Raw genomic sequence first — 24,620 nt, 5'->3', positions numbered from 1 at the left:
GAATGATTAGACAAATGTATCGGTTGACGGTTCAGACCCCGGTGCCCCACGGTAGAGCCCGGAGTCGGAAGAACTCCTGGGCGTGTGCAACCGTCCGGCCTCGCCGGCCGTCGCGCCGCCCGGCAACAAGAACGTTTCAGGTCGAGGAACCCGAGGAGCTTTGAATGACCGACAAGACATTTTCGTTCAGCCGGCGGACCGCGCTGAAGACCGGCCTCGCCGGGGTGGCTGCCATCGCCACGCCGACCTTCTTCATCCGTGATGCCTGGGCCGACGACTTCTGCAACATGCCGAAGGGCTCGACCGTCACGCTCGGCTTCAACGTGCCGCAGACCGGCCCGTATGCCGACGAGGGCATGGACGAGCTCCGCGCCCTGCAGCTCGCGGTCAAGCACCTCAACGGCGAGGGCGACGGCGGCATGCTGAAGACGATGAAGCCGCTCGCCCTCGAGGGCAAGGGCATCCTCGGCAAGAAGGTCGCCTTCGTCTCCGGCGACACCCAGACCAAATCCGACGCCGCCCGCGCGTCCGCCAAGCGGATGATCGAGAAGGACGGCGCGCTGATGATCACCGGCGGCTCCTCGTCGGGCGTCGCAGTCGCCGTGCAGTCGCTGTGTCAGGACGCCGGTGTGATCTTCATGGCCGGCCTCACCCACTCCAACGACACCACCGGCAAGGACAAGCGCGCCTTCGGCTTCCGCCACTTCTTCAACGCCTACATGTCGGGCCAGGCGCTCGGCCCGGTGCTGGCGGCCGAGTACGGAAAGGACCGCAAGGCCTATCACCTCACCGCCGACTACACCTGGGGCTGGACCCAGGAGGAGTCGATCAAGGACGCCACCGAGAAGCAGGGCTGGACCACCGTGAAGACGGTCCGCACCCCGCTCGGCGCCGGCGACTTCTCACAATACATCACGCCGGTGATCAATTCGGGCGCCGACGTGCTGATCCTGAATCACTACGGCAAGGACATGGTCAACTCGCTGACCCAGGCCGTGCAGTTCGGCCTGCGCGACAAGACCGCCAACGGCAAGAAGTTCGAGATCGTCGTGCCGCTGTTCTCCGAGCTGATGGCGCAGGGCGCGGGCGAGAACATCAAGGGCATCATCGGCACCGCCAACTGGGACTGGAAGCTCGACAACGAGGGCACCAAGGCCTTCACGAAGTCGTTCGGCGCCGAGTACGGCGCGCCGCCCTCGCAGGCCGCCCAGACCTGCTACGTCCAGGCGCTGCTCTATGCCGACGCCTGTGAGCGGGCCGGCACCTTCAACCCCACCAAGGTGATCGAGGCGCTCGAAGGCTTCGAGTTCGACGGCCTCGGCAACGGCAAGACGCTCTATCGCGCCGCCGACCACCAGTGCTTCAAGGACGTGCTCGTCGTGCAGGGTAAGGATGACCCGAAGGACAAGTACGACCTCCTGTCGATCAAGAAGATCGTGCCGGCGAAGGACGTGACCTACGATCCGTCCATCTTCGGTGGCGAGCTCGGGTCGAAGGACGCCAAGAAGTGCTGATGCGTCGTCGCCGGTCCGGGTGCGTGTCGTCGCGCCCGGTGCCGGTGTGACGGGTCGCGCGGGCGGCGGGCGGGCAGGAGTGGCCGGACCGGCGCGTTTCGCCGGTTCGTGACGGTGCCGGCTCGCGAGGCGGTGCCTTCGGTGGGCGCCGCCTCTCGCCGTCGCCGCTTTCGTCCCGCACCCGTCCCGTGCGTCCCGCCTCTGCTCCCGCGCGTTCGGGCGCGGAAGGGCGAGGTCACCGGTGCGCCACGGCGATCCGCCGGCGACGTGATTTTCATGACAAGTATCACAGGCGGGCCGCGCGCCCGCCCCTCGTCGGCATGGAAGGTGAGCGGCGAATGGACGCAATCATACTTCAAATCATGAACGGCCTCGACAAAGGGGCCGCCTATGCGCTCATCGCGCTCGGCCTGACGCTGGCCTTCGGCACGCTCGGGGTCGTCAATTTCGCACACGGCGCGCTGTTCATGCTCGGCGCGTTCTGCGCGGTGACGTTACAGAAGCTGCTCACGCTCGAGACCGTCAAGATCGATCCCACCCGGACGACGCCGTGGGGTACGCCGCTCGAGATCCGCACACCCTATGTCCAGGACATGCTGGGCGACTGGGGCCGCGTGCTGATCGATTACTCGGTGCCGGTGTCGATCCTGATCGCCATCCCGGTGATGCTGCTGATCGGAGTCGCGCTGGAGCGCGGCCTGATCCGCTTCTTCTACAAGCGCCCGCACGCCGACCAGATCCTCGTCACCTTCGGCCTCGCGATCGTGCTGCAGGAGATCGTCAAGCAGATTTTTGGCGCCAACTCCATTCCGCAGGCCGCGCCCGCGATCGCTTCGGGTAGCCTCGCGATCACCGACGCCATCGTCTATCCCTATTGGCGCATGGTCTATCTGGTGTTCTCGCTCCTGGTGATCGGCGCGGTGTTCGCCTTTCTCCAGCTCACCACCTTCGGCATGGTGGTGCGCGCCGGCATGCAGGACCGCGAGACGGTCGGCCTGCTCGGCATCAATGTCGAGCGCCGCTTCACCATCGTGTTCGGCATCGCCGCGATCGTCGCCGGGCTCGCCGGCGTGATGTACACGCCGATCGTGCCGCCCGATTATCACATGGGCATGGATTTTCTGGTGCTGTCCTTCGTCGTCGTCGTGGTCGGCGGCATGGGCTCGCTACCGGGTGCGGTGCTGGCGGGCTTTCTGCTCGGCATCGTCCAGTCCTTCGCCTCGATGAACGAGATCAAGTCGCTGATTCCCGGTATCGACCAGATCATCATCTATCTGGTGGCCGTCGTCGTCCTGCTGGTCCGCCCGCGCGGCCTGATGGGGCGCAAGGGCGTGATGGAGAGCTGACGCCATGAAGCCCACCACCAAGCTCGCCGATCTGATCCTGCTCCTGTGCTTCGCGGCGGCGGTCGCGGCCGGTCCGGTGATCCTGGCGCCGATCGGCGCCGGCTATCCGGACCTGCTCGACAAGTTCGTGATCTACGGAATCTTCGCCGTCGGCTTCAACATCCTGTTCGGGCTCACCGGCTACCTCTCGTTCGGCCACGCCGCCTTTCTCGGCGTCGGCTCCTACGCCGCGGTATGGTCGTTCAAGCTGATCTCGATGGATCTGCTGCCGGCGGTCCTCGCCTCGGTGGTGCTGTCGGGCCTGTTGGCGCTGGTGATCGGCTTCGTCAGCCTGCGTCGCTCCGGCATCTACTTCTCGATCCTGACGCTCGCTTTCGCGCAGATGTGCTACAACATGGCGTATTCCGTGCTCACGCCGATCACCAATGGCGAGACCGGCCTGCGCGTGCTGCGCGACGACCCGCGCGTTCTCGACGCCGCGCTCGGCCGCACCGGCTTCACGCCGTCGCTCGCCGGGCTCGAGATGACCGGCTGGACCGGCTATTACGTCTCCGGCGCCATTCTGGTGATCGCCTTCGCGATCTCGATCGCGATCTTCCGCTCGCCGTTCGGCATGACGCTGCGCGCCATCAAGTCCAATCAGAAGCGGATGGGCTACACCGGCTACAACACGAGGCCGTTCCTGCTCACCGCCTTCGTGATCTCGGGCATGTATGCCGGCCTCGCCGGCTCGCTGCTCGCCGCCACCGACCCGCTCGCCGGCGCCGAGCGCATGCAGTGGACCGCCTCCGGCGAGGTGGTGCTGATGACCATTCTCGGCGGCGCCGGCACCCTGCTCGGACCGGTGCTCGGTACCGGCCTGATCAAGTATTTCGAGAACATCTTCTCCGCCTACAACGCGCACCAGCTCGACGTCACCTTCTCGTTCCTGCCGGACGGCGTGCGCGAATGGGTCGTCCACGGGCTCGGACTGTTCGTCGGCGAGGGCTGGGCGCTCACGCTCGGCCTGTTGTTCATGGGCGTGGTGATCTTCCTGCCCGGCGGCATCATGGAAGGCATCATGCGGCTCGGCCGGCTCAAGCGCACGCCGATCGTCAAATCGCTCGGCGACTCGCCGCAGCGCGACGTGATCGGCGAGCGCGCGATCGACGAGATGCCGCCCGAGGACGGCAGCGCTCCCGCCAGAAAAGAGGCGCCGAAGGGCGAGACCCACGCGGGCGAGCCGCAGAAGCCGGTGAAGAGCTCCGAGATGAAGGCGGCGACGTCATGAGCACCAGCCCGATCGTTCTCCACATCGACAACGTCTCGAAGACCTTTGCCGGCCTGCTCGCGCTGAGCAACGTCAATCTCGACATTCGCGAGGGCGAGACGCACGCGATCATCGGCCCGAACGGCGCCGGGAAATCGACGCTGCTCAATGTCTGCATCGGCGGGCTCGAGCCGTCGCGCGGAAAAGTTCTGCTCGCCGGCACCGAGCTGACCGGCCGGCGGCCGCACGAGATCAACCAGCTCGGCGTCGCCCGCGTGTTTCAGACGCCCGAGATTTTCGGCGATCTCACGGTGATCGAGAACGTGATGATGGCGATCCTGTCGCACCGCGACGGGGCGTTCAGGCCGCGCTTCGTCACGCGCTTCGATCAGCAGAGCGACATCGGCCGCACCGCCGGGGCAGCGCTGGAGAAGCTCGGCCTCGGCGACCATCTCCACCACATCGCCGGCGCCCTGTCGCGTGGCGACAAGCGGCGGCTCGAGCTGGTGATGAGCGTCGTGCAGGAGCCGAAGCTGTTGCTGCTCGACGAGCCGACCGCCGGCATGGCGCGCGCCGACACCAACGCGACGATCGAGATTCTCCGGCAGTTCAAGGACGCCGGCATGACGATCGTGATCATCGAGCACGACATGCACGTCGTCTTCTCGCTCGCCGACCGCATCACCGTGCTGGCCGGCGGACGCGTCATCGCGCAAGGCCTGCCCGAGGACATCAAGGGCAATCCGAAAGTGGTCGAAGCCTATCTCGGCGAGGAGCAGGTATGAACGTCCAGACGATCGAGCGCCCGCGCGCCGCCGCGCCGTCCACTGCGTCGGGCGAGCGGGCCTACTTCGCCTGCCGCGGGCTCGATGCCTATTACGGCGACAGCTACATCGTCCAGCAGGTGTCGTTCGCGCTGGAGAAGGGGCAGATCCTGGCGCTGCTCGGCCGCAACGGCGCGGGAAAGACCTCGACGCTGCGGGCGATCGCCCGCGCCTCGAGCCCGCATCTCGCGCGCGGCGAGGTGTGGCTCGACGGCGTGGCCCTGCACGGCAAGCCCAATTACGTCGCGGCGCAGGCCGGAATCCAGCTGGTGCAGGAGGACCGCAGAATCATTCCGGGGCTGACGGTCGAGCAGAATCTCCAGCTCGCCACCATCACCGGCAAGAAAGGCTGGTCGTTCGAGCGCATCTATCAGCTGTTTCCGCGGCTCGCCGAGCGCCGCAAGCAGGAGGGCGTGACGATGTCGGGCGGCGAGCAGCAGATGCTGGCGATCGCCCGCGCGCTCGCCCGCGACGTGAAGCTGTTGCTGCTCGACGAGCCCTACGAAGGCTTGGCGCCGGTGGTGCGGCAGGACATCGCCAAGGCGTTGATGGAGGTGCGTGCCGCCGGCATCACCAGCATCATCGTCGAGCAGAACGCGGTCGCCGCGCTCAAGCTGTCGGACCGGGCGGTGATCCTCGACACCGGCGAGGTGGTGTTCGACGGCAGCGCCGAGGAGGTGCTCGGCAACGACGATCTGATGCACCGCTACCTGGCGATTTGATTTGTTCCGGACGATCGGCCCGAGACCTCGATCACGGCGCGGTTTCCACCTCTCCCCTCGGGAGAGGTGAGCGCTCTCGAGCGTCTGGACGCACGTGCCGGTCGGGGAGGGGAGGCGGGGGACGAGGTCCCCAAATTCATTCGGCGGCGACGGCGATCCGCTGGTGGCCGGGCTTGCCGTGCACGAAGCCGTTGGCGAAGCGGGCCTGCGGCAAGAGCGCGGCGATCCGGCGCTCGCCCTCGGCGGGATCACAGGCGCCGTCCAAAACGTCGCGGAACGCCTGCGCCACCGCCACCATGTCGCAGGTGTGCGGCGACAGCCGGAACGACCCGATTCCTCGCGCGCAAAGCCCGCGCAGATCGCCGATCAGGTTGACATAGGCGTCCGACAGCGTCTGCACGCCGTTGACGGCGAGGAACGGCCGGCCTTCGAGCGTGTCGACCGGCAGGCCGTCGAGGTCCTGGTTGCAGACGAACTGACACGAATCCTTCGAGACGCCGTGGATGCGGGCGTGATAGCAGCGCGCGGAGATCGCGAGCGGCGCGCGGCCGAACGCCCACGCCTCGAGCGTCGCGGTTTTCGCATGCGGCGCGAGTGCCGCCATCGCGGTGAGCGGCATCTCGGGCGGCAGCGCGACGTGCACCGCGCCCTGCTTCTCCAGGAAGGCGAGCGTGCCCTCGTTGTAGACATTGATGAACGGGCCGATCGCGTGCGGCTTGCCGGCGAGCTTCGAGAAGGTCGAGATGTCGTTGCCTTCGACCAGCACGCCGTCGGTCGCCACCAGCCCGTCGATCATCGCCCGCTCGCGCGGCAGCGTCGGCAGCATCAGCGACGACAGGATCACGGTCTTGCCGGACGCCTTCAGGCGCTCGACGATGTCCGGCAGCACCTCGTCGTAGAACGGCAGACGCTTGGAGCACACCGCCTCGCCGACGCACACCCGCTCGACCGGCGCCTCGTCGGCGATGCGGGCGTAGAAGTCGCGCAGCCGGTCGGCCGGCCAGTTGAACAGCACGGTGCCGAGCGTGAGGGTCGGCCGCGTCGCGTCATCGGACATCGTCGTCTCCGTCCGCCCGCTGTCTTTCGTCACCGGGCTCGTCGGTCTTCAGCGCTAAAAAAAACTCAGCGCCACGTCTTCTGATAGGCGCCGCGGGTGGTGGTGGCGCCTTCCGACAGCGACATCAGCGCGCGGCTGTCGATCGGCTTGCCACGTGCATGCGCATCGACCGCGGCGCGAAGCGCCCGCACCACCGCGTCGGTGTAGCTGCGGCTTCTTTGCCGGCCCTCGATCTTCAGCGCGGTGACGCCGGCCTCGGCGAGCGGCGGGATCAGGAGGCTCGCGTCGAGGCTCGCCGGGTCCTCGAAGATGTGCGAGGTCTCGCCATTGGCGGTGAAGCGGCCCTTGCACAGCGTCGGGTAGGGCATCGGCACGCCGGCGGGCACCTTGTTGATCAGGAACTCGCCGAGCCGCGAGGAGAAGGCGCCGCCTTCCTGGTGATAGGCGACGTGGCTCGGCGGCGAACAGACGCCGTTCATGTTGGGCGAGCAGCCGGTGGCGTAGGAGGAGAGCGAGCAGCGCCCTTCCGCCATCACGCACAGGCCGCCGAACACGAACACCTCGGTCTCGCAGGGGATCTCCTTGTTGAGCGCGGCGATCTCGGCGACGGTCAGCACGCGCGGCAGCACCACGCGCTTCACGCCGAAGCGCTCGACATAATAGCGGATCGAGTCGGCGCTCGCCGCCGCCGCCTGCACCGAGAGATGCAGCCGCAGTTTCGGATGCTTCTCGCAGGCGTAGTCCAGGAGGCCGATATCGGCGACGATCGCGGCGTCGCCGCCCGCCGCCGCGATGGTGTCGATCGCCTTGTGCCACGAGCCCGGGGAACCGGCGCGCGGAAACGTGTTGACGGCGACCAGCACCTTCACGTTGCGCTTGTGGGCATAGGCGATGGCGTCGGCCATCTCGGTCGGGCTGAAATTGAGGCCCGGAAAGTTGCGGGCATTGGTCTCGTCGGCGAAGCCGCAATAGACCGAGTCGGCGCCGGCCTCGATCGCCGCGCGCATCGCCGCGGGGGTGCCGGCCGGGCACACCAGCTCGAGCTTTTTCGTCCACGGCCGCGGCGCGGGAGTGTTGGCGGCGGGAGCGGGCGAGGCGAGGGTGGCTGCGGTCATGGTTCGCTCCGTGTGCGCGCGAAGGCGATGCCGGTGATGCGCTCGGCGACGCCGGCGGCGATCCGGCCGACCCGCTCGGCCGGGTTCGCCAGCGGCCCGAGCACCGCGGCGGCCTCGGCGACGAGGTCGATCTCGGCGTCGTCCAGCGCGTTGCGCAGCGCCACCACCGCCGACATGTCGCCCTCGACCGAGAGGTCGCGCGAGAAGAACAGCGCGTCGCCGTCGTAATTGCCGTGAACGAGGCCGACCAGGCCGGCCAGCGGCCCGGCGATGCGGGCATCGGCGGCCGGCTCCTCGCCGCGGCGCACCGCCTCGATCTCCGGGTCGTCCAGCCGCGGCGTCATCACCACGACGAACGGCAGGTCGGTCGGATCGATCACGAAGCGCTTGCCGGCTTGGTCACCCAGACGCGCGAACATCGCCGGGTGGCGGTGCACGGCGGAGCGGACCAGGATTTTCAGGGCCATCGACAACGGCGCGAGCGGCAACGGCCGCAGACCGAGCGACAGGGCGGCCGGGAGTTCCGGAACGGTAGCGGATTGGCTCGACATGGAAGCTGGTACTTATCGCCGGAGATCGGGTACGGCTTTGTCCTATATCAAGGACGCTTGACACACCAGCGCCGTTGATGACCCGGACTGCGAAGGAATTGCCGTGCCCATTCGTGATTTCCCCCCGTTCCACGATCTTCGCGAATTCCTGCGTCATCTCGACGCCGAGGGCGAGGTTCGCCGCATCTCGCAGCCGGTCGACCTGGTGCACGACATGGCGGAGATCCACCGCCGGGTGATCGCGAAGGACGGCCCGGTGCTGGTGTTCGAGCGCCCGCGCGCCGGCGACGGCAGAATCGTCGGCATGCCGGCCGCGGTGAACCTGTTCGGCACCCGCAAGCGCGTCGCCGCCGGCCTCGGCATCCGCCCGGAGCGGCTCGCCGAGCTCGGCGAGGTGTTGGCGGACTTGCGCGAGCCGCAGCCGGTGGAAGGCCTTCGCGATGCGATCGCCCGGCTGCCGATCCTGAAGGCCGCGATGCGCACCCGCGCCGAGGTGATCGATCGCGCGCCGGCCCAGCAGGAGGTTTTCCTCGGCAAGGATGCGAGCCTCGAGACGCTGCCGGTTCAGACCTGCTGGCCGGGCGAGGCGGGGCCGCTGATCACCTGGGGGGTGGTCGCCACCCGCTCGCCCGACAGCGCCTCGGTCGCCGGCTACAATCTCGGCATCTACCGCATGCAGGTGCTGGCGCCGGACCGGCTGATCATGCGCTGGCTGCACCATCGCGGCGGCGCGAAGCACCACGCGCAGTGGGCGGCGCAGGGCAAGGACACGCCGGTGGCGATCGCGATCGGCGCCGATCCCGCGACCATGCTGACCGCCGTGCTGCCGCTGCCGGAATCCTTGTCGGAGATCCGCTTCTCGGGGCTGTTGCGCGGCGCCCGGCCGCGGCTCGCCAAGGCGCGCACCGTGCCGCTCCTGGTGCCGGCCGACTCCGAGATCGTGATCGAGGGATACGTGTCGGCGACCGAGACCGCGCCCGAGGGGCCGTTCGGTGATCATACCGGGTATTACAACGCGGTGGAGCCGTTCCCGGTGATGCGCGTCACCGCCATCACCATGCGGCGCGACCCGACTTACGTCTCGACCTTCACCGGCCGCGCGCCCGACGAGCCGGCGGTGCTCGGCACCACCTTCAACGAGCTGTTTCTGCCGATCGCCAAGCGCCAGTTCCCCGAGATCGTCGACGTCTGGCTGCCGCCGCACGCCTGCTCGTACCGGATGGCGATCGTCTCGATCAGGAAGCGCTATCCCGGCCACGCCCGGCGCATCATGATGGGCCTTTGGGGGATGCTGCCGCAGTTCACCTACACCAAGACCATCGTGGTGGTGGACGACGACATCGACCCGAAGAACTGGGACGACGTCGCCTGGGCGATCGCCACCCGCGCCGACGCCTCACGCGACCTGATGGTGATCGACCGCACGCCGATCGACTATCTCGACTTCGCCTCGCCGGAGTCGGGGCTCGGCGGAAAGCTCGGGATCGACGCCACCAACAAGATCGGCACCGAGACGCACCGCGAATGGGGCGAGGTGCTGAAGGCGACGCCCGACCTCGTCGCCCGCGTCGATGCCCTGTGGCCAAAACTCGGGATTTCTTGACGACGTCTCGACGCCGCCTCGACGGCGCCTCGGCGGCTCGACCCGCCAGGCTTCGGCCGCGCGACGCTGGTCCCCGCAAGCGGGGAGCGAGAGGCGTCATGGCGCAAGGCGGGTGGGGCGGGGAGAGATTCGGCGTCCCGCGAGGGCGGGAAAAGCGGCCGGGGGAGCCGGCCGCGGCGTCCTCTCCCCGCGTGCGGGAAGAGGATCGGCGAGAGGGGCCCGTTTGCGCGAGCGCTTCCGTGCGGCGCGCCGGGACCCTCGAAACCGCGTCACGCGCGGGCAGGGGTCTCGTCGGTCAGCCACGCCTTCCACGACGACCAGTCGGTGACCACGGTGCCGACCGAGGCGAGCTTGCCGATGCCGCGGCCGACCGCGCCGGCGGCGAGCTTGCCCTCGGACGCCGCGAGCGAGCCCGCTCGCGCCAGATGCGCGCCGAACCGCGCCGGCAGCTCGGTGGCGCGCCCCAAGGCCGCACCGACCGAGGCGAGCATCTCCGCATAGGTGCCGACCACCGGGCCGAGGGTCGATGCGGGCGCCGTGGCGCGCTCCGCCTTCAGCCGCTCGAGCTCGACCATCCGCTCCTGCAGGGTGGCGGTCGCACGGGCGAGCCGCCCGATCTCGTCGGTGCGCTCGCGGGCGGTGATCGCGACGTCGGTCTCGCCGGATGCCAGACGGTCGGCGGCGCGGGCGAGACGACCGAGCGGCTCGACGAAGCCGCCGGCGAGCTGCATGCCGAGTGCGCCGACCACCACCAGCACCAGCAGGCTGGCGAACAGCAGGTTCTTGCGCATCGAGGCGATCGTGTCGCCGGTCTCGGCGAGCGGCGCGACCTCGACCGCGGCGCGCTGCACCGAGCCCTGCGGCACCAGCGAGGCCGGGATCACCGCCGGGCCGGCGTCCTTCTGCATCACCACCATGCCGACCACCCGGCCGTCGCCGCCGATCACCGGGGTGACCGTCGCGCCGCCCTGGTTCACCAAGCGCTCGAGCGCGGCGAGCCGCTGCGGTTGGGCGCGATCGAGATCGCTCGCCAGGCGCCGCAGCATCACGTCGCCGACGCCGCCGATCGCCACCGCGACCACCAGCGCGACGCCCATCACCAGCATCGACAGCTTTTGACCGAGACCGCCGTTCGAGAGACCGGGCATGTTTCTTTTCTCCGTCGGAAGATTTTCGGATTCCTGCTGCGCCGCCGCCGGGAGAGCGCGCGGGGTGCACGAATCACCTCAAGAACTGCTCCTAAGTTGTTGTTTTACGCTTAATCGGTGGTTAACGGTCAAGCCGGCGTCAACGCTTTGGTAAGGAGGTCGCGCGCTTCGCGGGCAGAATTCACGCGATGCGCCATTTCTGACCTGGATCGCGGGGCCGGCCCGCCGGCTCCGGTCACGTTCGCGCGACCGGTGGAGGCACGACGGCACCGGGATGCGGCCGATCTTCTCCGGAATCGCGCCAGAAGAAATATTGTTCTTCCATCGTGCAGGAGCGTGAGGAAAGTCTTTCGTTCTGCCGCGATCGTGTTGTCCGCGGGAGATGGATATTTTAAGGATCCTCCCCATGTCGGGGGTTCAGGGCCCGTCGCCAGGGAGAAAGACCATGTCCGAAGCCGCGTTGCGCTCCGTTCCGCCGTCCTCGCCGGTCCGTCAGGTCGGCCGCGGGCGGGTCTACGACTCGATCACCCAAACCATCGGCGACACGCCGCTGGTCCGCCTCGGCCGTCTGCCGCAACTCCAAGGAATCAAGGCCAACATTTTGGCCAAGCTCGAGTTCTTCAATCCCATCGCGAGCGTCAAGGACCGCATCGGCGTGGCCATGATCGACGCGCTCGAGGCCGAGGGGAAGCTGAAGCACGACTCGGTGCTGATCGAGCCGACCTCCGGCAACACCGGTATCGCGCTCGCCTTCGTCGCCGCCGCGCGCGGCTACCGGCTGATCCTGGTGATGCCCGAGTCGATGTCGGTCGAGCGCCGCAAGATGCTGGCGCTGCTCGGCGCCGAGCTGGTGCTCACCCCGGCCGCGCAGGGCATGAGCGGCGCCGTCGCCAAGGCCGACGAGCTGGCGCGCGACAACCCGAACGCGATCATCCCGCAGCAGTTCAAGAACCCGGCCAATCCCGAGATCCACCGCCACACCACCGCGGAGGAGATCTGGAACGACACGGATGGGGCGGTCGATGCCTTCGTCGCGGGCGTCGGCACCGGCGGCACCATCACCGGCGTCGGCGAGGTGCTGAAGACCCGCAAGCCGGCGGTGAAGATCTTCGCCGTCGAGCCCGAGGACAGCCCGGTGCTGTCGGGCGGAAAGCCCGGCCCGCACAAGATCCAGGGCATCGGCGCCGGCTTCGTGCCGGACGTGCTCGACCGCTCGGTGATCGACGAGGTGGTGCGGGTCGGCAACCAGACGGCGTTCGAGACGGCGCGTGCGCTCGCCCGCTACGAGGGCATCCCGGCCGGCATCTCGTCGGGGGCGGCGATCGCCGCGGCGCTGTCGATCGGCGCCCGCCCGGAGTTCGCGGGCAAGAATATCGTGGCGGTGCTGCCCTCGTTCGCCGAGCGCTATCTCTCGACCGCGCTGTTCGAGGGGCTTTGAGCCCACGCGTGGGCAGCCCACGAACGGCCACGGTCCGCCGCGATACCCCCAAAAGCCCGTCGGAGCCCACCGCTCCGGCGGGTTTTTTCACCTGCGCCGGGGCGTGAACGCGCCGTCCCGCATCACGTCACGCGGGCAGCCGCATCGCCTGCGCCGCCTGCGTCGCCGTCCTGCACGGCGCGGAATCCGTTCGGACGAGTCTGCGTCAGGACGCCGAGGGCACGACGCCCGGCGGCGGCAGGCCGGGCTCGGCGGCGGCCCCTTCGGCGCGCGCGGCCGCCATCGCCTCCTCGAGGGCTGCCGCCTTGCGGCGGTCGGCCTCCTCCTTGCGGGCGGTGTCGAGCTCGCTCATCCGGTACTCGACGCGAAGGCTCATCCAGGTCGCGTAGGCGGCGAACAGGAAGAGCAGGCCGACGAGATCGGTCAGCGCCATCACGCTGTCGCCGCCGAAGAAGAAGTAGAGCGCGACGATCTGCAGCGCGACCACCATCACGAAGAACAGGATCACCGGCCGCATCATCTCGCCCATGGTGGCGACCGAGCCGAGATCGAGCTTGGCGTGCACCGGCTCGCCGGCGGCGACCGCGGCGGCGCGGGCGGCCAGCACCTTGCGCCGGTGCAGCACGGCGGCGGTGAACAGGTACGCCCCGAGGGCGAAGAACACGAGACCGGTCCAGTAGCGCATGACGTTCTCCTCGTGCGGGGTGCGGCACAAATCGGAGCACGCGTCTCCGGCCGAGGCAAATCACATCACCGGCGGCCGGCCCCACCGGCCGCATGATGGCGCCATTTTACCATTCGGCAACCCTGACGTCCCGATCCTGCGCGTTTCTCCGATTGATTTCATCTCGCAACGCCTTAGCATCGATCGCCGCGGGGGTCGGCCTCCGCTGTATCCGGTGCGCGAACCCCCGCCCCGTCCGGATGCCCCCGACAGCGCTGGCGTTGTAACGAGGGAACCGAGATGAGACCTTGGCTGCGGGGCATCGTCGCCGTGCTCGCCGTGACGGCGATCGGCGCACTCCCCCAAATCGCGATCGCGAAGAGCAAGTCGAACCGGGCGCCGACCATCAGCTTCAGCGAGGACGTCGTTCCGATCTTCAAGGGTCGGTGCATCGAGTGTCACGCGCCGGGCGGCGCCGGATACGAGGCGAGCGGCCTCGATCTGCGCACCTACGAGGGCGTGATGAAGGGCACCAAGTTCGGGCCGATGGTGGTCGCGGGCGACGCCAGCGCGTCGAGCCTGATGGCGCTGCTCGACTGGCGGGTGAAGCCGGAAATCCGCATGCCGCACGGCAAGAAGAAGCTGTCGACCTGCGACCGCGACACCATCCGGCGCTGGATCGAGGAAGGCGCGCCGAACAACTGACGGCGCGTCAGACCCGTTGCAGCGACACCGGCGCCGGGACGGCTCGCCCCGGCCTCCATTCGCTCGCGCCGTTCGCGACGGCGGGCGAGAAAAAAATGCGCGACGGCGGACGAAGAAGGACTCAGCCGCGCTTCGCCTCGATCGCGTCCCAGATCGTCACCGCGATGTCCGGCCCGCCGAGGTTCTTCACCGCGCGGATGCCGGTCGGCGAGGTGACGTTGATCTCGGTGAGGAAGCCGTCGATCACGTCGATGCCGACGAACAGAAGCCCGCGCTCGCGCAGGGCGGGGCCGATCCGCTCGCAGATCTCGCGCTCGCGGCTGGTCAGCTCGGTCGCCGCCGCGGCGCCGCCGCGCACCATGTTGGAGCGCAGATCGTCGGCCGCCGGCACCCGGTTGACCGCGCCGGCGAACTCTCCGTCCACCAGGATGATGCGCTTGTCGCCGAGCGACACCGCCGGCAGGAACTTCTGCACCACCCACGGCTCGCGATAGGTCACCGCGAACAGGTCGTAGAGCGAGCCGTAATTGAGGTCGTCGCGGGTGAGCCGAAAGACCGCGCCGCCGCCGTGGCCGTACAAGGGCTTCATCACGATGCCGCCGTGCTCGGCACGGAAGGCGTCGATCTCGGCGCGGTCGCGGGTGATCAGGGTCGGCGGCATCAGCTCGGGAAACTCGGTGACGAACACCTTCTCCGGCGCGTTGCGCACGCTCGCCGGGTCGTTGACCACCAGCGTTCGCGGATGCACCCGCTCCAGCATGTGGGTGGTGGTGATGTAGGCGAGATCGAACGGCGGGTCCTGCCGCAACAGGATCACGTCGAAGCGGGCGAGGTTCTCGCGCTCCGGCGCGCCGAGCGTGAAATGGTCGCCCTCGGTGTCGCGCACGGTGAGCGGATGCACCCGCGCGAAGACGTCGTTGCCGCGCTGGGCCAGTGCATCGGGGGTATAATAATGGATCGAATGTCCACGACGCTGCGCTTCGAGCAGCAGAGCAAAGGTCGAGTCGCCGCGAATCTTGATCCGCTCGATCGGATCCATCTGCACTGCTACGTACAACTTCATATCCTCGGGGGTTTTTCGGTCGTCACAAGGGTTGCTTAACGGCCAATGCCCGACATTCGCGCAGTTCGCGTAAAAGTCCGTCCGGAGGCCGCAGAGGTGAATGCGCTAGCACGGGTATCGATCACCGCAAAGCTGTACACGATTTTTGCCGTTCTCGGGATCGCCGTCGCGGTGCTCGGCACCGTCGCCTACCTGGCGATCACCGAGGAGGAGCATCTCGCGGCCGAGATCGAGTCGGCGGCCGCCGGCGCCCGCAACGTCGAGCGGATCAACAGCCTCGTCTATGCGGTGGTGATGGAATCGCGCGGCATCTACATGTCGACCGAGCCCGCCAAGGTGAAGAAGTACGGCGAAGGCTTGATGGCCTTCAACGCCCGGATCGAGACGGTGCTCGGCGAGTGGGGCAAGATCGTCCGCGACGACGACGCCGCGCAGTTCGCCGCCCTGTCGGAGAAGGTGAAGCAGTTCGTCGCGTTCCGCACCGAGCTGGTGCGCCGCGCGGTCGAGGTGTCCCCGGCGGCCGGCCGCGAGTGGGGCGACAACGAGGCCAACCGCTCGGTCCGCAAGGCGCTCAACGCCGAGCTCGAATCGATCGCCAAGATCTATGCCGCGCGCACCCACCGCGTCGACGACACCCGCGCGAGCGCGGCCCGCTTCAAGACCATCGAGAACACCGTCGCGATCCTCGCGGTGCTGATCGCGATCGCCGGCGCGCTGATGATCCGCCGCCAGATCGTCGGCCCGCTCTCCACCATCACCCGCACCATCGAGGCGGTCGCGGGCGGCACCCATACCGGTGCCGTAGCCTATACCGAGCGCGGCGACGAGATCGGCGCGCTCGCCCGCGCGGTCGCGGTGTTCGACGGCGCGATGACCCGCAACAAGGAGCTCGCCTCCGAGATCGAGGCGCAGTCCGCCGCCACCGCCGAGCGGACCGAGACGCTCGAGGCGGCGATCTCCGAGTTCCATTCCTCGGTCGCCCACATCCTCGAATCGGTGACGCGCGGCGCCGGCTCGATGCGCACCGCCGCCGAATCGATCACCGGCCTCGCCACCGATGCGACCAACGAGGCGGGCGCCGCCTCGCAGGCGACCGAGCAGGCGAGCCACGGCATCCAGACGGTCGCCGCCGCCGCCGAGGAGCTGACCGGCTCGGTCGGCGAGATCGGCCGGCAGGTCGAGCAGGCCTCCGGCATCGTCGCCGACGCCGACGCCAAGACGGTGCGCTCGGTGCAGGAGATCGAGGGGCTCGCCGCGGCGAGCGTGCGGATCGGCGACGTGATGCAGCTGATCCAGGCGATCGCCGCCCAGACCAATCTGTTGGCGCTCAACGCCACCATCGAGGCGGCCCGCGCCGGCGAGGCCGGCAAGGGGTTCGCGGTGGTCGCCCAGGAGGTCAAGCAGCTCGCCGGCCAGACCGCCAAGGCGACCAGCGAGATCTCCGAGCAGGTGTCGGCGATCCAGGCCTCGACCCGCTCGGCCGCCTCGGCGGTGGGCGAGATCGGTACGGCGATGCGAAAGATCTCCGACGTCACCACCACCATCGCCACCGCGGTCGAGCAGCAGAACGCCGCCGCCCGCGAAATCTCCGAGAGCGCCCATCTCGCCGCGCGCGGCAACCAGGCGCTGGTCGGCAACATCGCCGGCGTCACCGGGGCGATCGGCGAGACCAGCCGCTCGGCCGGCGACGTGCTGGAGCGGGTTTCCGCCCTCACCCGCGAGACCGAGGAGTTGGCGCGGGCGGTGGAGGGCTTTTTCGACCGGCTGCGCGACGAGCGCGGCACGGGGACCGGCCGGCGGGCGGCCTGACGGCCCGACGGCGAAGTGTGCGGGCGGCCGCCGTCCGCGCTGGCGTCACTCGCTGGCGTCGAAGGCGCCCGGAAGGTGCTGCGGGGCACGGCCGGGTGCGACCAGGATCACGTCGAAGGTGAGCGCGGCGTTCGCCGCCATCGGCGAGCGCGCCAGCCAGTGCTGCGCGGCGGCGATGATTCTCGCGCGCTGGCGCGGCGTCACCGCCTCGGCCGCCCTGTCGAGCGAGCTGCGCGCCTTGACCTCGACGAAGGCGATGGTGCCGGCCCGCTCCGCCACGATGTCGATCTCGCCGACCGGCGTCCTCACCCGCCGCTGGAGAATCCGCCAGCCGCGCCCCATGAGAAACGACGCCGCCCGGCTCTCCGCCGAAATCCCGAGCTTTTGGGCGGCCACCCGCTCGGCGGCCGGCTTCTGGTCGGCCGGCTCGTGCGCCGCCGGCGGGCCGGAGGAGGCGTCCTTCTCAATCACCGGTGTCGTCCTCCTGCACGTCCTCCTGCGCGGTCCCCTCCGGGGTGTCCCCGTCCGGCGCGTCGTCCCGGCCGAGCGCCAGCGCGCGCTGATAGACCACCCGGCGCGGCGCTCCGGTCGCCGCCACCACCGCCGCCACCGCGTCCTTGAGGGAGCTTTTCTCGGCCAGCGCCTCGCGCAGCCGCGCCTCGATCTCGGCGTCGTCGGCGCCCGCTTCCGCAGCCGGCGGGCCGATCACCAGCACGATCTCGCCGCGCGTCTCCGCCCCCGCCGCATAATCCCGTGCGAGCGTGCCGAGGGTGCCGCGCCGCACCTCCTCGTGCAGCTTCGTGAGTTCCCGGCACACTGCGGCCTCGCGCTCCGCGCCCAAACCCTCGGACAGGTCCGAAAGCGCCGCGGCGAGCCGCGGGCCGGTCTCGAACACCACCAGCGTCGCCGGAATGTTTTTCAGCGCCTCGATCCGGCTTTTTCGTGCGCCTGCCTTGGGTGGCAAGAATCCCTCGAAGAAGAAGCGGTCGGTCGGCAGGCCTGCGATCGCCAGCGCGGTCGGCACCGCCGACGGCCCCGGCACCGCGGTGACCGGCAGCCCGGTCTCGCGCGCCTCGCGCACCAGCCGAAAGCCGGGGTCCGACACCAGCGGCATGCCGGCATCCGACACCAGCGCGATCGCCGCGCCGTCCCGCAGTTTTGCGATCAGCGCCGGGCGGGCTTGCGCGGCATTGTGCTCGTGATAGGCGGTGAGCGGCCGCGCAATGCCGTAGCGCGCCAAGAGCTTGCGGGTGACGCGGGTGTCCTCGCAGGCGATCAGGTCGGCGGCGGCGAGCGTTCCGAGCGCGCGCAGCGACACGTCGTCGAGATGGCCGATCGGCGTCGCCACCACGTAGAGGCCGGGAGCGAGCGGCGGCGCTGGCCGGTCCTCGCCGAGCAGCAGGAAGGTGCGGGCATCGGCCGCGGCGGTCGGCGCCCGCTCGCGGGCGTTTTCGGGGTGGGCACGGGTCATGCCCGTTTCTAGCCCCCGGCGCGGCGCCCCGGAAGTCGCACGGCGCGGCGGGCACGGCCGGTTCGTGGCTTTCGGGTGGCCGAAAAGGGTCACGAAGGATTGACCGGCCGGGCATGCTGTGGCGCTCTGGGGCGATACGAACGCTGCTCGAACGGCCCGCGCCCCGGTGTGTGGGGGGAGTATCCGCATGGAACCATTCGATCCGACCCGCCGTGTCGTGGTCCTCGGCCTCGCGCTCGGCACGCTCGCCGGCTGCTCCGGCCTCGATCTCGGCAGCCCCTCCTCGACCACCCCGCCGCCCGCCGACCCCAATGCCGTGCCGCCCGGCGCCGGCGCGCTGCCGCCGGGCGGCGGCACCCGGATCGGCCTGATCCTGCCGCTCGGGGCCGGCGGCAATGCCGGCGCCGCCGCGATCTCGATGAAGAATGCCGGCGAGATGGCGCTCGCCGAGTTCAACAATCCCGAGCTCCAGCTGGTGGTGAAGGACGACGGCGGCACCGCCCAGGGCGCCCAGGCGGCCGCCCGGCAGGCGCTCGACGAGGGCGCCGTGGTGCTGCTCGGGCCGCTGTTCGCCCATGCGGTCGGCGCCGCCGCCCAGGAGGCGCGCGGCCGCGGCGTGCCGGTGATCGCCTTCTCCACCGATTCGAACGTCGCCGGCCGCGGCGTCTTTCTCCTGAGCTTCTTGCCGGAGACCGACGTCGACCGGATCGTCGACTACGCCGTCTCGCAGAACAAGCGCTCGTTCGTCGCGATGATGCCCGACAACCCTTATGGCAGCGTGGTCGAGGCGGCGTTCCGCCAGCTGGTCGGCCGCAAGGGCGGCCGGGTGGTGGCGATCGAGCGCTACAAGCCGACCGATGCCGGCCTGCAGGGGCCGGTCCGCCAGATTGCCGCCGCCGCCTCGCAGGCGGATGCGCTGTTCATTCCCGATTCGGGCGACACGGTGCCGCGTGTGGTGAAGGCGCTGCAGGGCGGCGGGGTCGATCTCTCGCGGCTCCAGCTGCTCGGCACCGGCCTGTGGGACGATCCCCGCGTGTTTGCCGACCCGGCGCTGCAGGGTGCCTGGTTCGCCGCGCCCGATTCGGCCGGCTTTCGCGCCTTCTCGACCCGCTATCGCGGCCGCTACGGCCAGGACCCGGTGCGCACCGCGACGCTCGCCTACGACGCGGTGGCGCTGGTCGCCGCGCTGATGCGCGCGCAAGGGGGCAACCGCATCGGCGACCAGGTGCTCACCAACCCGTCCGGCTTCTCCGGCATCGACGGCGTCTTCCGCTTCCGCCCCGACGGCACCAATCAGCGCGGCCTCGCGGTGCTGAAAGTGACGACCTCCGGCGGGCAGGTGATCTCGCCGGCGCCGCGGACCTTTGCCTGACCGTCCCCCGAGGCGCGCCGCCCCCGGCCGCCCCCTTCCGGTGCACCACCGCGGAGCGTGATCGACGCGCGTCGCAACGCATGCGTTTTCGGAAAGACTGTCCGCTGCCGGACGGGCGGGTCGCGGCTTGATTTTCGCGGCATCGTCACCGACGTTGCGGACGGGCCACCCCTGTCTCTCTCCATCCGATCCGTCCCCCGCATCGGGGCCGCCCGTCGCCCACGGCCGGTCGGATCCCCCGGACGTTCTCCATGCGCCTGCCCGATGCCCGTCGCCCGCTCTCCCTCGCGACGACGGGGACGGGGGTCCGCTGGGGCGTGCTGCTCGCCCTCACCGCGGTCGTCGTCGCCTTTCTCGAATATCTGCGCTTTCCGGCGGCGATGCTGCTCGGCGCGATGGCCGCGGGCATCGCGCTCGCCGCGGCCGACGGCCCGGTGCGAGTGCCGCGCATGCCGTTCCTGGTCGCGCAAGGGGTGATCGGCTGCCTGATCGCGCGATCGATCACCCCGGAGCTGCTGGTCGAGATTTTGCGCGACTGGCCGGTGTTCGTCGGCGCGGTTTTTTCGGTGATCGCCGTGAGCACCATGCTCGGCTGGCTGCTCGCCCGCTTCGAGGTCTTGCCCGGCACGACCGCGGTGTGGGGCGCCTCGCCGGGTGCGGCGACCGCCATCGTGCTGATGTCGGACGGCTACGGCGCCGATGCCCGCCTCGTCGCGTTGATGCAGTATCTGCGGGTGGTGATGGTGACGGTGGTCGCCTCGCTGGTCTCGGCGCTGTGGGTGAGCGGCACCACGACGGCGCCGGCGATCGACTGGTTCCCGCCGGTGCACTGGCCTTCGCTCGCCGGCACCGTCGCGGTGGTGGCGATCGGCAGCGTCGTCGCGGTGCGGTTGCGTCTGCAGGCGGGGCCGATGCTGGTGTCGCTCGCGCTCGCCATCTTGCTGCAGGATCTCGGCTGGCTCACCATCACGCTGCCGCCGTGGCTGCTGGCGATCGCCTATCCGCTGATCGGCTGGACCATCGGTCTGCGCTTCACCCGGCAGATTCTCGTCCATGCCGGCCGGGCGCTGCCGCGGCTCGCCGCGGCGATCTTTCTCCTGATCGTGGTGTGCGGCGGCTTTGCCGTCGTGCTGGTGCAGTTCGCCGGGATCGACCCGCTCACCGCGTATCTGGCGACCAGCCCGGGCGGGGCGGATTCGGTGGCGATCATCGCCGCCTCGACGCCGGTCGACGTGCCGTTCGTGATGGCGATGCAGACCGGCCGGTTCCTGGTGGTGCTCCTGACCGGCCCGGCGATCGCCCGCTTCGTCGCCACCCGGGTGGCGAAGGTGCACGCCTCGCGCCGCTCCGGCCGGTGAGGCGATCGGGCGTGAGCCGCGACGGCCGGCGCGCGCGGGCGCCGGCCTCGGTCGAACGGTTCGGGAGGTCGTGCGGTGCGGGCCGGCCGGCCTCACTCGGTGAGCGAGCCCGGCGTCGAGGCGGCGGCGCGCGGCTCGCGCGGCAGCCCGGCATCCTCGCGCGCCTGCTGCTTGCGCCAGAAGCGGGCGCGCATCCGCGGCACCAGATACCAGGTCAGCGGCACGGCGAGGCAGAAGCTCACCGCCACCACCCATGGCATCAGGGTGCCGGCGCTGTCGGCGAGCGGCGTCGATGCGACCAGGACGGTGCCGATGCCGAACAGCACGGCCTGCACCATCCCGTAGATCAGCCCGGCGATCAGAATCTTGGTGAGCATCGCGGACCCTCCGGGGCTCGGGATTTCGGTTCGGAACATGGCGGTTCGAGGCGTGTCCCGACGGGAACCTCCCGGGGTGAACCCGCCCCGTCGGGCGTTGTTCCGGCGGGGGCACCCCCGGCTCGCCCCACCGTCCGCGACGACGCGCGCCGTCAAACCTTCGTGACGCGCGCCGACATTTTCGCCCGCGGTATTTCGGGAACCTTTGTCCGTCCGACCACAAAAGCTATCGCGGCCGCGCGGGAAACCGGCGCGACGGCCCGCCGTGCCGTGATGCCGCGGCGTTTGGCGCGCTCGCGGTGCACGCGAATCCCACCCGGCCGCGCGACGAGAATTGTCTTGCCCCGCTTTGACCCGCCGTGATACGACCCGCGCATAAAGTTATAATCAGTCCAACCTGGACACAGTCCGGCGTAGACTCATCCGCAACCGACGATGCCCCGGTGCCGAGTCATGGGCGATCACCATCGCCCCGGGGTGATCTCGCCAACAGGCAGTCCGGCTTCCTGCCGGAACGGGACGATCGCCATGACCGCACAAAACACGTCCGCACAAACCACCTCCGTCGACAGCTTCGCCTGCGCCCGCACGTTGCAGGTCGGTGCCAAGACCTACACCTATTACAGCCTGCCCGAGGCCGAGAAGAACGGCCTCGCCGGCATCTCGCAGCTTCCCTTCTCGATGAAGGTGCTGCTCGAGAATTTGCTGCGCCACGAGGACGGCCGCACCGTCACCAAGGACGACATTCTCGGCGTCGCCGAATGGCTGAAGGGGCGCACCTCCACCCGCGAGATCGCTTTTCGCCCGGCCCGCGTGCTGATGCAGGACTTCACCGGCGTGCCGGCGGTGGTCGACCTCGCCGCGATGCGCGACGCGATGACCGCGCTCGGCGGCGACCCCAAGAAGATCAACCCGCTGGTGCCGGTCGATCTCGTGATCGACCACTCGGTGATCATCAACTTCTTCGGCTCCGACGACGCCTTCGCGAAGAACGTCGAGGAGGAGTACAAGCAGAACCAGGAGCGCTACCGGTTCCTGAAATGGGCGCAGCGCTCGTTCGAGAATTTTCGCGTGGTGCCGCCCGGCACCGGCATCTGCCACCAGGTCAATCTCGAATATCTCTCGCAGACCGTGTGGACCGCGCCCGGCGGCGCCGGTGAGGTCGCCTATCCCGACACGCTGGTCGGCACCGACTCGCACACCACCATGGTCAACGGCCTGTCGGTGCTCGGCTGGGGCGTCGGCGGCATCGAGGCGGAAGCGGCGATGCTCGGCCAGCCCTATTCGATGCTGCTGCCCGAGGTGATCGGCTTCAAGCTCACCGGCAAGCTGAAGGAAGGCACCACCGCCACCGACCTCGTGCTCACCGTCACGCAGATGCTGCGGAAGCGCGGCGTGGTCGGCAAGTTCGTCGAGTTCTTCGGCCCCGGCCTCGCCGGCCTGTCGATCGCCGATCGCGCGACCATCGGCAACATGGCGCCGGAATACGGCGCGACCTGCGGCTTCTTCCCGGTCGACGCCGACAGCCTCGGCTATCTGCGCGCCACCGCCCGTGACGAGGCGCGCGTCGCGCTGGTGGAAGCCTACACCAAGGCGCAGGGCATGTTCCGCACGGCGGAGACGCCCGACCCGGTGTTCACCGACGTGCTCACCCTCGATCTCGGCGACGTCGAGCCCTCGGTCGCCGGCCCGAAGCGCCCGCAGGACCGCGTGCCGCTGAAGGGCGTCAAGGCGGGCTTCGACGCGGCGCTCGCCGGCGAGTTCAAGAAGGGCGCGGAAGCCGGCAAGCGCGTGCCGGTCGAGGGTCGTGATCACGATCTCGGCCACGGCGACGTGGTGATCGCGGCGATCACCTCGTGCACCAACACCTCGAACCCGAGCGTGATGCTCGGCGCCGGGCTTCTGGCCCGCAAGGCCGTGGAGAAGGGTCTCACGGTGAAGCCGTGGGTGAAAACGTCGCTCGCGCCCGGCTCGCAGGTGGTGGCCGAATATCTCGCCGCCTCCGGCCTGCAAAAGGATCTCGACGCGCTCGGCTTCAACCTGGTCGGCTTCGGCTGCACCACCTGCATCGGCAATTCCGGCCCGCTGCCGGCCGAGATCTCGAAGGCCATCAACGACCACGATCTGGTCGCCGCGGCGGTCCTGTCGGGCAACCGCAACTTCGAGGGCCGCGTCAATCCGGACGTGCGGGCGAACTACCTCGCCTCGCCGCCGCTGGTGGTCGCCTATGCGATCGCCGGCAACATGAACTTCGAGCCGGACACCACGCCGCTCGGCAAGGACAAGGCCGGCAAGGACGTCTTCCTGAAGGACATCTGGCCGTCGAGCGCCGAGATCGAGGCGATGGTGCGCAAGACCATCACCCGCGACATGTTCGCCACCAAATACGCCGCCGTGTTCGAGGGCGACGCCAATTGGAGCGCGATCGACGTCGAGGGCGGACTGACCTTCGCCTGGGACGAGGCGTCCACTTACGTGCGCAACCCGCCCTATTTCGTCGGCATGGACCGTCACCCGAAGCCGCCGACCGACATCGTCTCGGCGCGCGTGCTCGGCCTGTTCCTCGACTCGATCACCACCGACCACATCTCGCCGGCGGGCTCGATCAAGGTGAACTCGCCGGCCGGCAAGTATTTGGTCGACCACGGCGTGAAGCCGCTCGACTTCAACCAGTACGGCACGCGGCGCGGCAATCACGAGGTGATGATGCGCGGCACCTTCGCCAATATCCGCATCAAGAACCAGATGGTGCCGGGCGTCGAAGGCGGCGTGACGATCCATCAGCCGTCGGGCGAGCAGATGCCGATCTACGACGCGGCGATGCGCTATCAGCAGGAAGGGGTTCCGCTGATGGTGTTCGCCGGCAAGGAGTACGGCACCGGCTCCTCGCGCGACTGGGCGGCCAAGGGCACCATGCTGCTCGGCGTCCGCGCCGTGGTGGCGCAGTCGTTCGAGCGCATCCACCGCTCCAACCTGATCGGCATGGGCGTGGTGCCGCTGGTGTTCGAGGAGGGCACCTCCTGGCAAACGCTCGGGCTGAAGGGCGACGAGACGGTGACGATCCACGGCTTTGCCGATCTCAAGCCGCGCCAGATGCTCGAGGCGGAGATTTCCGGCAAGGACGGCTCCACCCGCAAGGTGGCGCTGCAGTGCCGGATCGACACGCTCGACGAGCTCGAATATTTCCGCAACGGCGGCATCCTGCACTACGTGCTGCGCACGCTGGCCGCCTGA

General features: G+C 69.3%; 21 protein-coding genes. 12 read left to right on the top strand and 9 right to left on the bottom strand.

The features are described 5' to 3' along the window. Window positions 1–164: 164 nt before the first annotated feature. From A33M_RS05225 to A33M_RS05205, 5 genes are all read left to right on the top strand, one after another. Window positions 165–1,514, top strand: coding sequence for a substrate-binding protein (locus A33M_RS05225; protein ID WP_008384278.1), 1,350 nt, complete (start codon window positions 165–167; stop codon window positions 1,512–1,514). 338 nt (window positions 1,515–1,852) lie between these two features. Continuing rightward, complete coding sequence (locus tag A33M_RS05220) at window positions 1,853–2,860, top strand: branched-chain amino acid ABC transporter permease (RefSeq protein WP_008384276.1); 1,008 nt, start codon at window positions 1,853–1,855, stop codon at window positions 2,858–2,860. Window positions 2,861–2,864: 4 nt separating this feature from the next. After that, window positions 2,865–4,130 (top strand): branched-chain amino acid ABC transporter permease, encoded by a 1,266-nt coding sequence (locus tag A33M_RS05215; RefSeq protein WP_008384274.1) that lies wholly within the window; start codon window positions 2,865–2,867, stop codon window positions 4,128–4,130. Beyond that, on the top strand, window positions 4,127–4,894 hold the full coding sequence (locus A33M_RS05210; protein ID WP_008384272.1) for an ABC transporter ATP-binding protein: 768 nt from the start codon (window positions 4,127–4,129) through the stop codon (window positions 4,892–4,894). Before A33M_RS05215 ends, A33M_RS05210 begins: the two co-directional genes overlap by 4 nt. Then, window positions 4,891–5,655 carry an ABC transporter ATP-binding protein gene (locus A33M_RS05205; protein ID WP_008384269.1) on the top strand — a complete coding sequence of 255 codons (765 nt, stop codon included), beginning with the start codon at window positions 4,891–4,893 and terminating at the stop codon, window positions 5,653–5,655. The genes A33M_RS05210 and A33M_RS05205 overlap by 4 nt, the downstream gene beginning before the upstream one ends. Before the next feature lie 136 nt (window positions 5,656–5,791). Here A33M_RS05205 and ubiV read toward each other — a convergent pair whose 3' ends face one another. From ubiV to ubiT, 3 genes are all read right to left on the bottom strand, one after another. Then, window positions 5,792–6,712: a ubiquinone anaerobic biosynthesis protein UbiV gene (gene ubiV / locus A33M_RS05200; RefSeq protein WP_008384267.1), complete on the bottom strand. Its 921-nt coding sequence runs from the start codon at window positions 6,710–6,712 to the stop codon at window positions 5,792–5,794. A 65-nt stretch (window positions 6,713–6,777) separates the two neighbouring features. Further along, on the bottom strand, window positions 6,778–7,827 hold the full coding sequence (ubiU, locus tag A33M_RS05195) for a ubiquinone anaerobic biosynthesis protein UbiU (RefSeq protein ID WP_008384265.1): 1,050 nt from the start codon (window positions 7,825–7,827) through the stop codon (window positions 6,778–6,780). Then, window positions 7,824–8,378 (bottom strand): ubiquinone anaerobic biosynthesis accessory factor UbiT, encoded by a 555-nt coding sequence (ubiT, locus tag A33M_RS05190; RefSeq protein ID WP_040619375.1) that lies wholly within the window; start codon window positions 8,376–8,378, stop codon window positions 7,824–7,826. The genes ubiU and ubiT overlap by 4 nt, the downstream gene beginning before the upstream one ends. 109 nt (window positions 8,379–8,487) lie before the next feature. On the opposite strand from ubiT, the gene A33M_RS05185 reads away from it, so the two are divergent. Next, window positions 8,488–9,981, top strand: coding sequence for a UbiD family decarboxylase (locus tag A33M_RS05185; protein ID WP_202801797.1), 1,494 nt, complete (start codon window positions 8,488–8,490; stop codon window positions 9,979–9,981). Window positions 9,982–10,250: 269 nt separating this feature from the next. Here A33M_RS05185 and A33M_RS05180 read toward each other — a convergent pair whose 3' ends face one another. After that, entirely contained in the window at window positions 10,251–11,129 is an 879-nt protein-coding gene (locus A33M_RS05180; protein ID WP_008384258.1) for a HAMP domain-containing protein, read from the bottom strand. Window positions 11,130–11,574: 445 nt separating this feature from the next. Here A33M_RS05180 and cysK point away from each other — a divergent pair, with 445 nt between their 5' ends. Next, the gene (gene cysK / locus A33M_RS05175) at window positions 11,575–12,567 is read left to right on the top strand and encodes a cysteine synthase A (protein ID WP_008384254.1); all 993 of its coding nucleotides are present in this window, start codon (window positions 11,575–11,577) and stop codon (window positions 12,565–12,567) included. A gap of 205 nt (window positions 12,568–12,772) precedes the next feature. Here the strand turns inward: cysK and A33M_RS05170 are convergent, their stop codons facing one another. Continuing rightward, window positions 12,773–13,252 carry a hypothetical protein gene (locus tag A33M_RS05170; protein WP_008384252.1) on the bottom strand — a complete coding sequence of 160 codons (480 nt, stop codon included), beginning with the start codon at window positions 13,250–13,252 and terminating at the stop codon, window positions 12,773–12,775. A 279-nt stretch (window positions 13,253–13,531) separates the two neighbouring features. Between A33M_RS05170 and A33M_RS05165 the strand changes: the two genes are divergently transcribed. Then, window positions 13,532–13,936: a c-type cytochrome domain-containing protein gene (locus A33M_RS05165; protein ID WP_008384250.1), complete on the top strand. Its 405-nt coding sequence runs from the start codon at window positions 13,532–13,534 to the stop codon at window positions 13,934–13,936. Between the two features lie 121 nt (window positions 13,937–14,057). On the opposite strand, the gene gshB is transcribed toward A33M_RS05165, so the two are convergent. Then, window positions 14,058–14,999 (bottom strand): glutathione synthase, encoded by a 942-nt coding sequence (gene gshB / locus A33M_RS05160; RefSeq protein ID WP_040619373.1) that lies wholly within the window; start codon window positions 14,997–14,999, stop codon window positions 14,058–14,060. 96 nt (window positions 15,000–15,095) lie between these two features. Between gshB and A33M_RS05155 the strand changes: the two genes are divergently transcribed. Then, complete coding sequence (locus A33M_RS05155) at window positions 15,096–16,808, top strand: methyl-accepting chemotaxis protein (protein ID WP_008384246.1); 1,713 nt, start codon at window positions 15,096–15,098, stop codon at window positions 16,806–16,808. Window positions 16,809–16,853: 45 nt separating this feature from the next. On the opposite strand, the gene A33M_RS05150 is transcribed toward A33M_RS05155, so the two are convergent. Beyond that, window positions 16,854–17,279, bottom strand: a complete 426-nt coding sequence (locus A33M_RS05150) for a YraN family protein (RefSeq protein WP_008384243.1) — start codon at window positions 17,277–17,279, stop codon at window positions 16,854–16,856. Beyond that, window positions 17,272–18,279, bottom strand: coding sequence for a 16S rRNA (cytidine(1402)-2'-O)-methyltransferase (gene rsmI, locus A33M_RS05145; RefSeq protein ID WP_008384240.1), 1,008 nt, complete (start codon window positions 18,277–18,279; stop codon window positions 17,272–17,274). The genes A33M_RS05150 and rsmI overlap by 8 nt, the downstream gene beginning before the upstream one ends. Before the next feature lie 187 nt (window positions 18,280–18,466). Here rsmI and A33M_RS05140 point away from each other — a divergent pair, with 187 nt between their 5' ends. Next, a complete protein-coding gene (locus tag A33M_RS05140) occupies window positions 18,467–19,651 on the top strand; it encodes a penicillin-binding protein activator (RefSeq protein WP_008384239.1) in 1,185 nt (394 codons plus the stop codon). 251 nt (window positions 19,652–19,902) lie between these two features. Further along, complete coding sequence (locus tag A33M_RS05135) at window positions 19,903–21,009, top strand: AbrB family transcriptional regulator (RefSeq protein ID WP_040619370.1); 1,107 nt, start codon at window positions 19,903–19,905, stop codon at window positions 21,007–21,009. A gap of 92 nt (window positions 21,010–21,101) precedes the next feature. On the opposite strand, the gene A33M_RS05130 is transcribed toward A33M_RS05135, so the two are convergent. After that, window positions 21,102–21,386, bottom strand: a complete 285-nt coding sequence (locus A33M_RS05130) for a hypothetical protein (RefSeq protein ID WP_008384236.1) — start codon at window positions 21,384–21,386, stop codon at window positions 21,102–21,104. A 528-nt stretch (window positions 21,387–21,914) separates the two neighbouring features. Between A33M_RS05130 and acnA the strand changes: the two genes are divergently transcribed. Beyond that, complete coding sequence (gene acnA, locus A33M_RS05125; RefSeq protein ID WP_008384233.1) at window positions 21,915–24,620, top strand: aconitate hydratase AcnA; 2,706 nt, start codon at window positions 21,915–21,917, stop codon at window positions 24,618–24,620.

Origin of the sequence: Rhodovulum sp. PH10 (assembly GCF_000293785.1) — a bacterium.
In the GTDB taxonomy this organism is placed as follows: domain Bacteria; phylum Pseudomonadota; class Alphaproteobacteria; order Rhizobiales; family Xanthobacteraceae; genus Rhodoplanes.
This window is presented reverse-complemented; position numbering and strand designations above follow the sequence as displayed.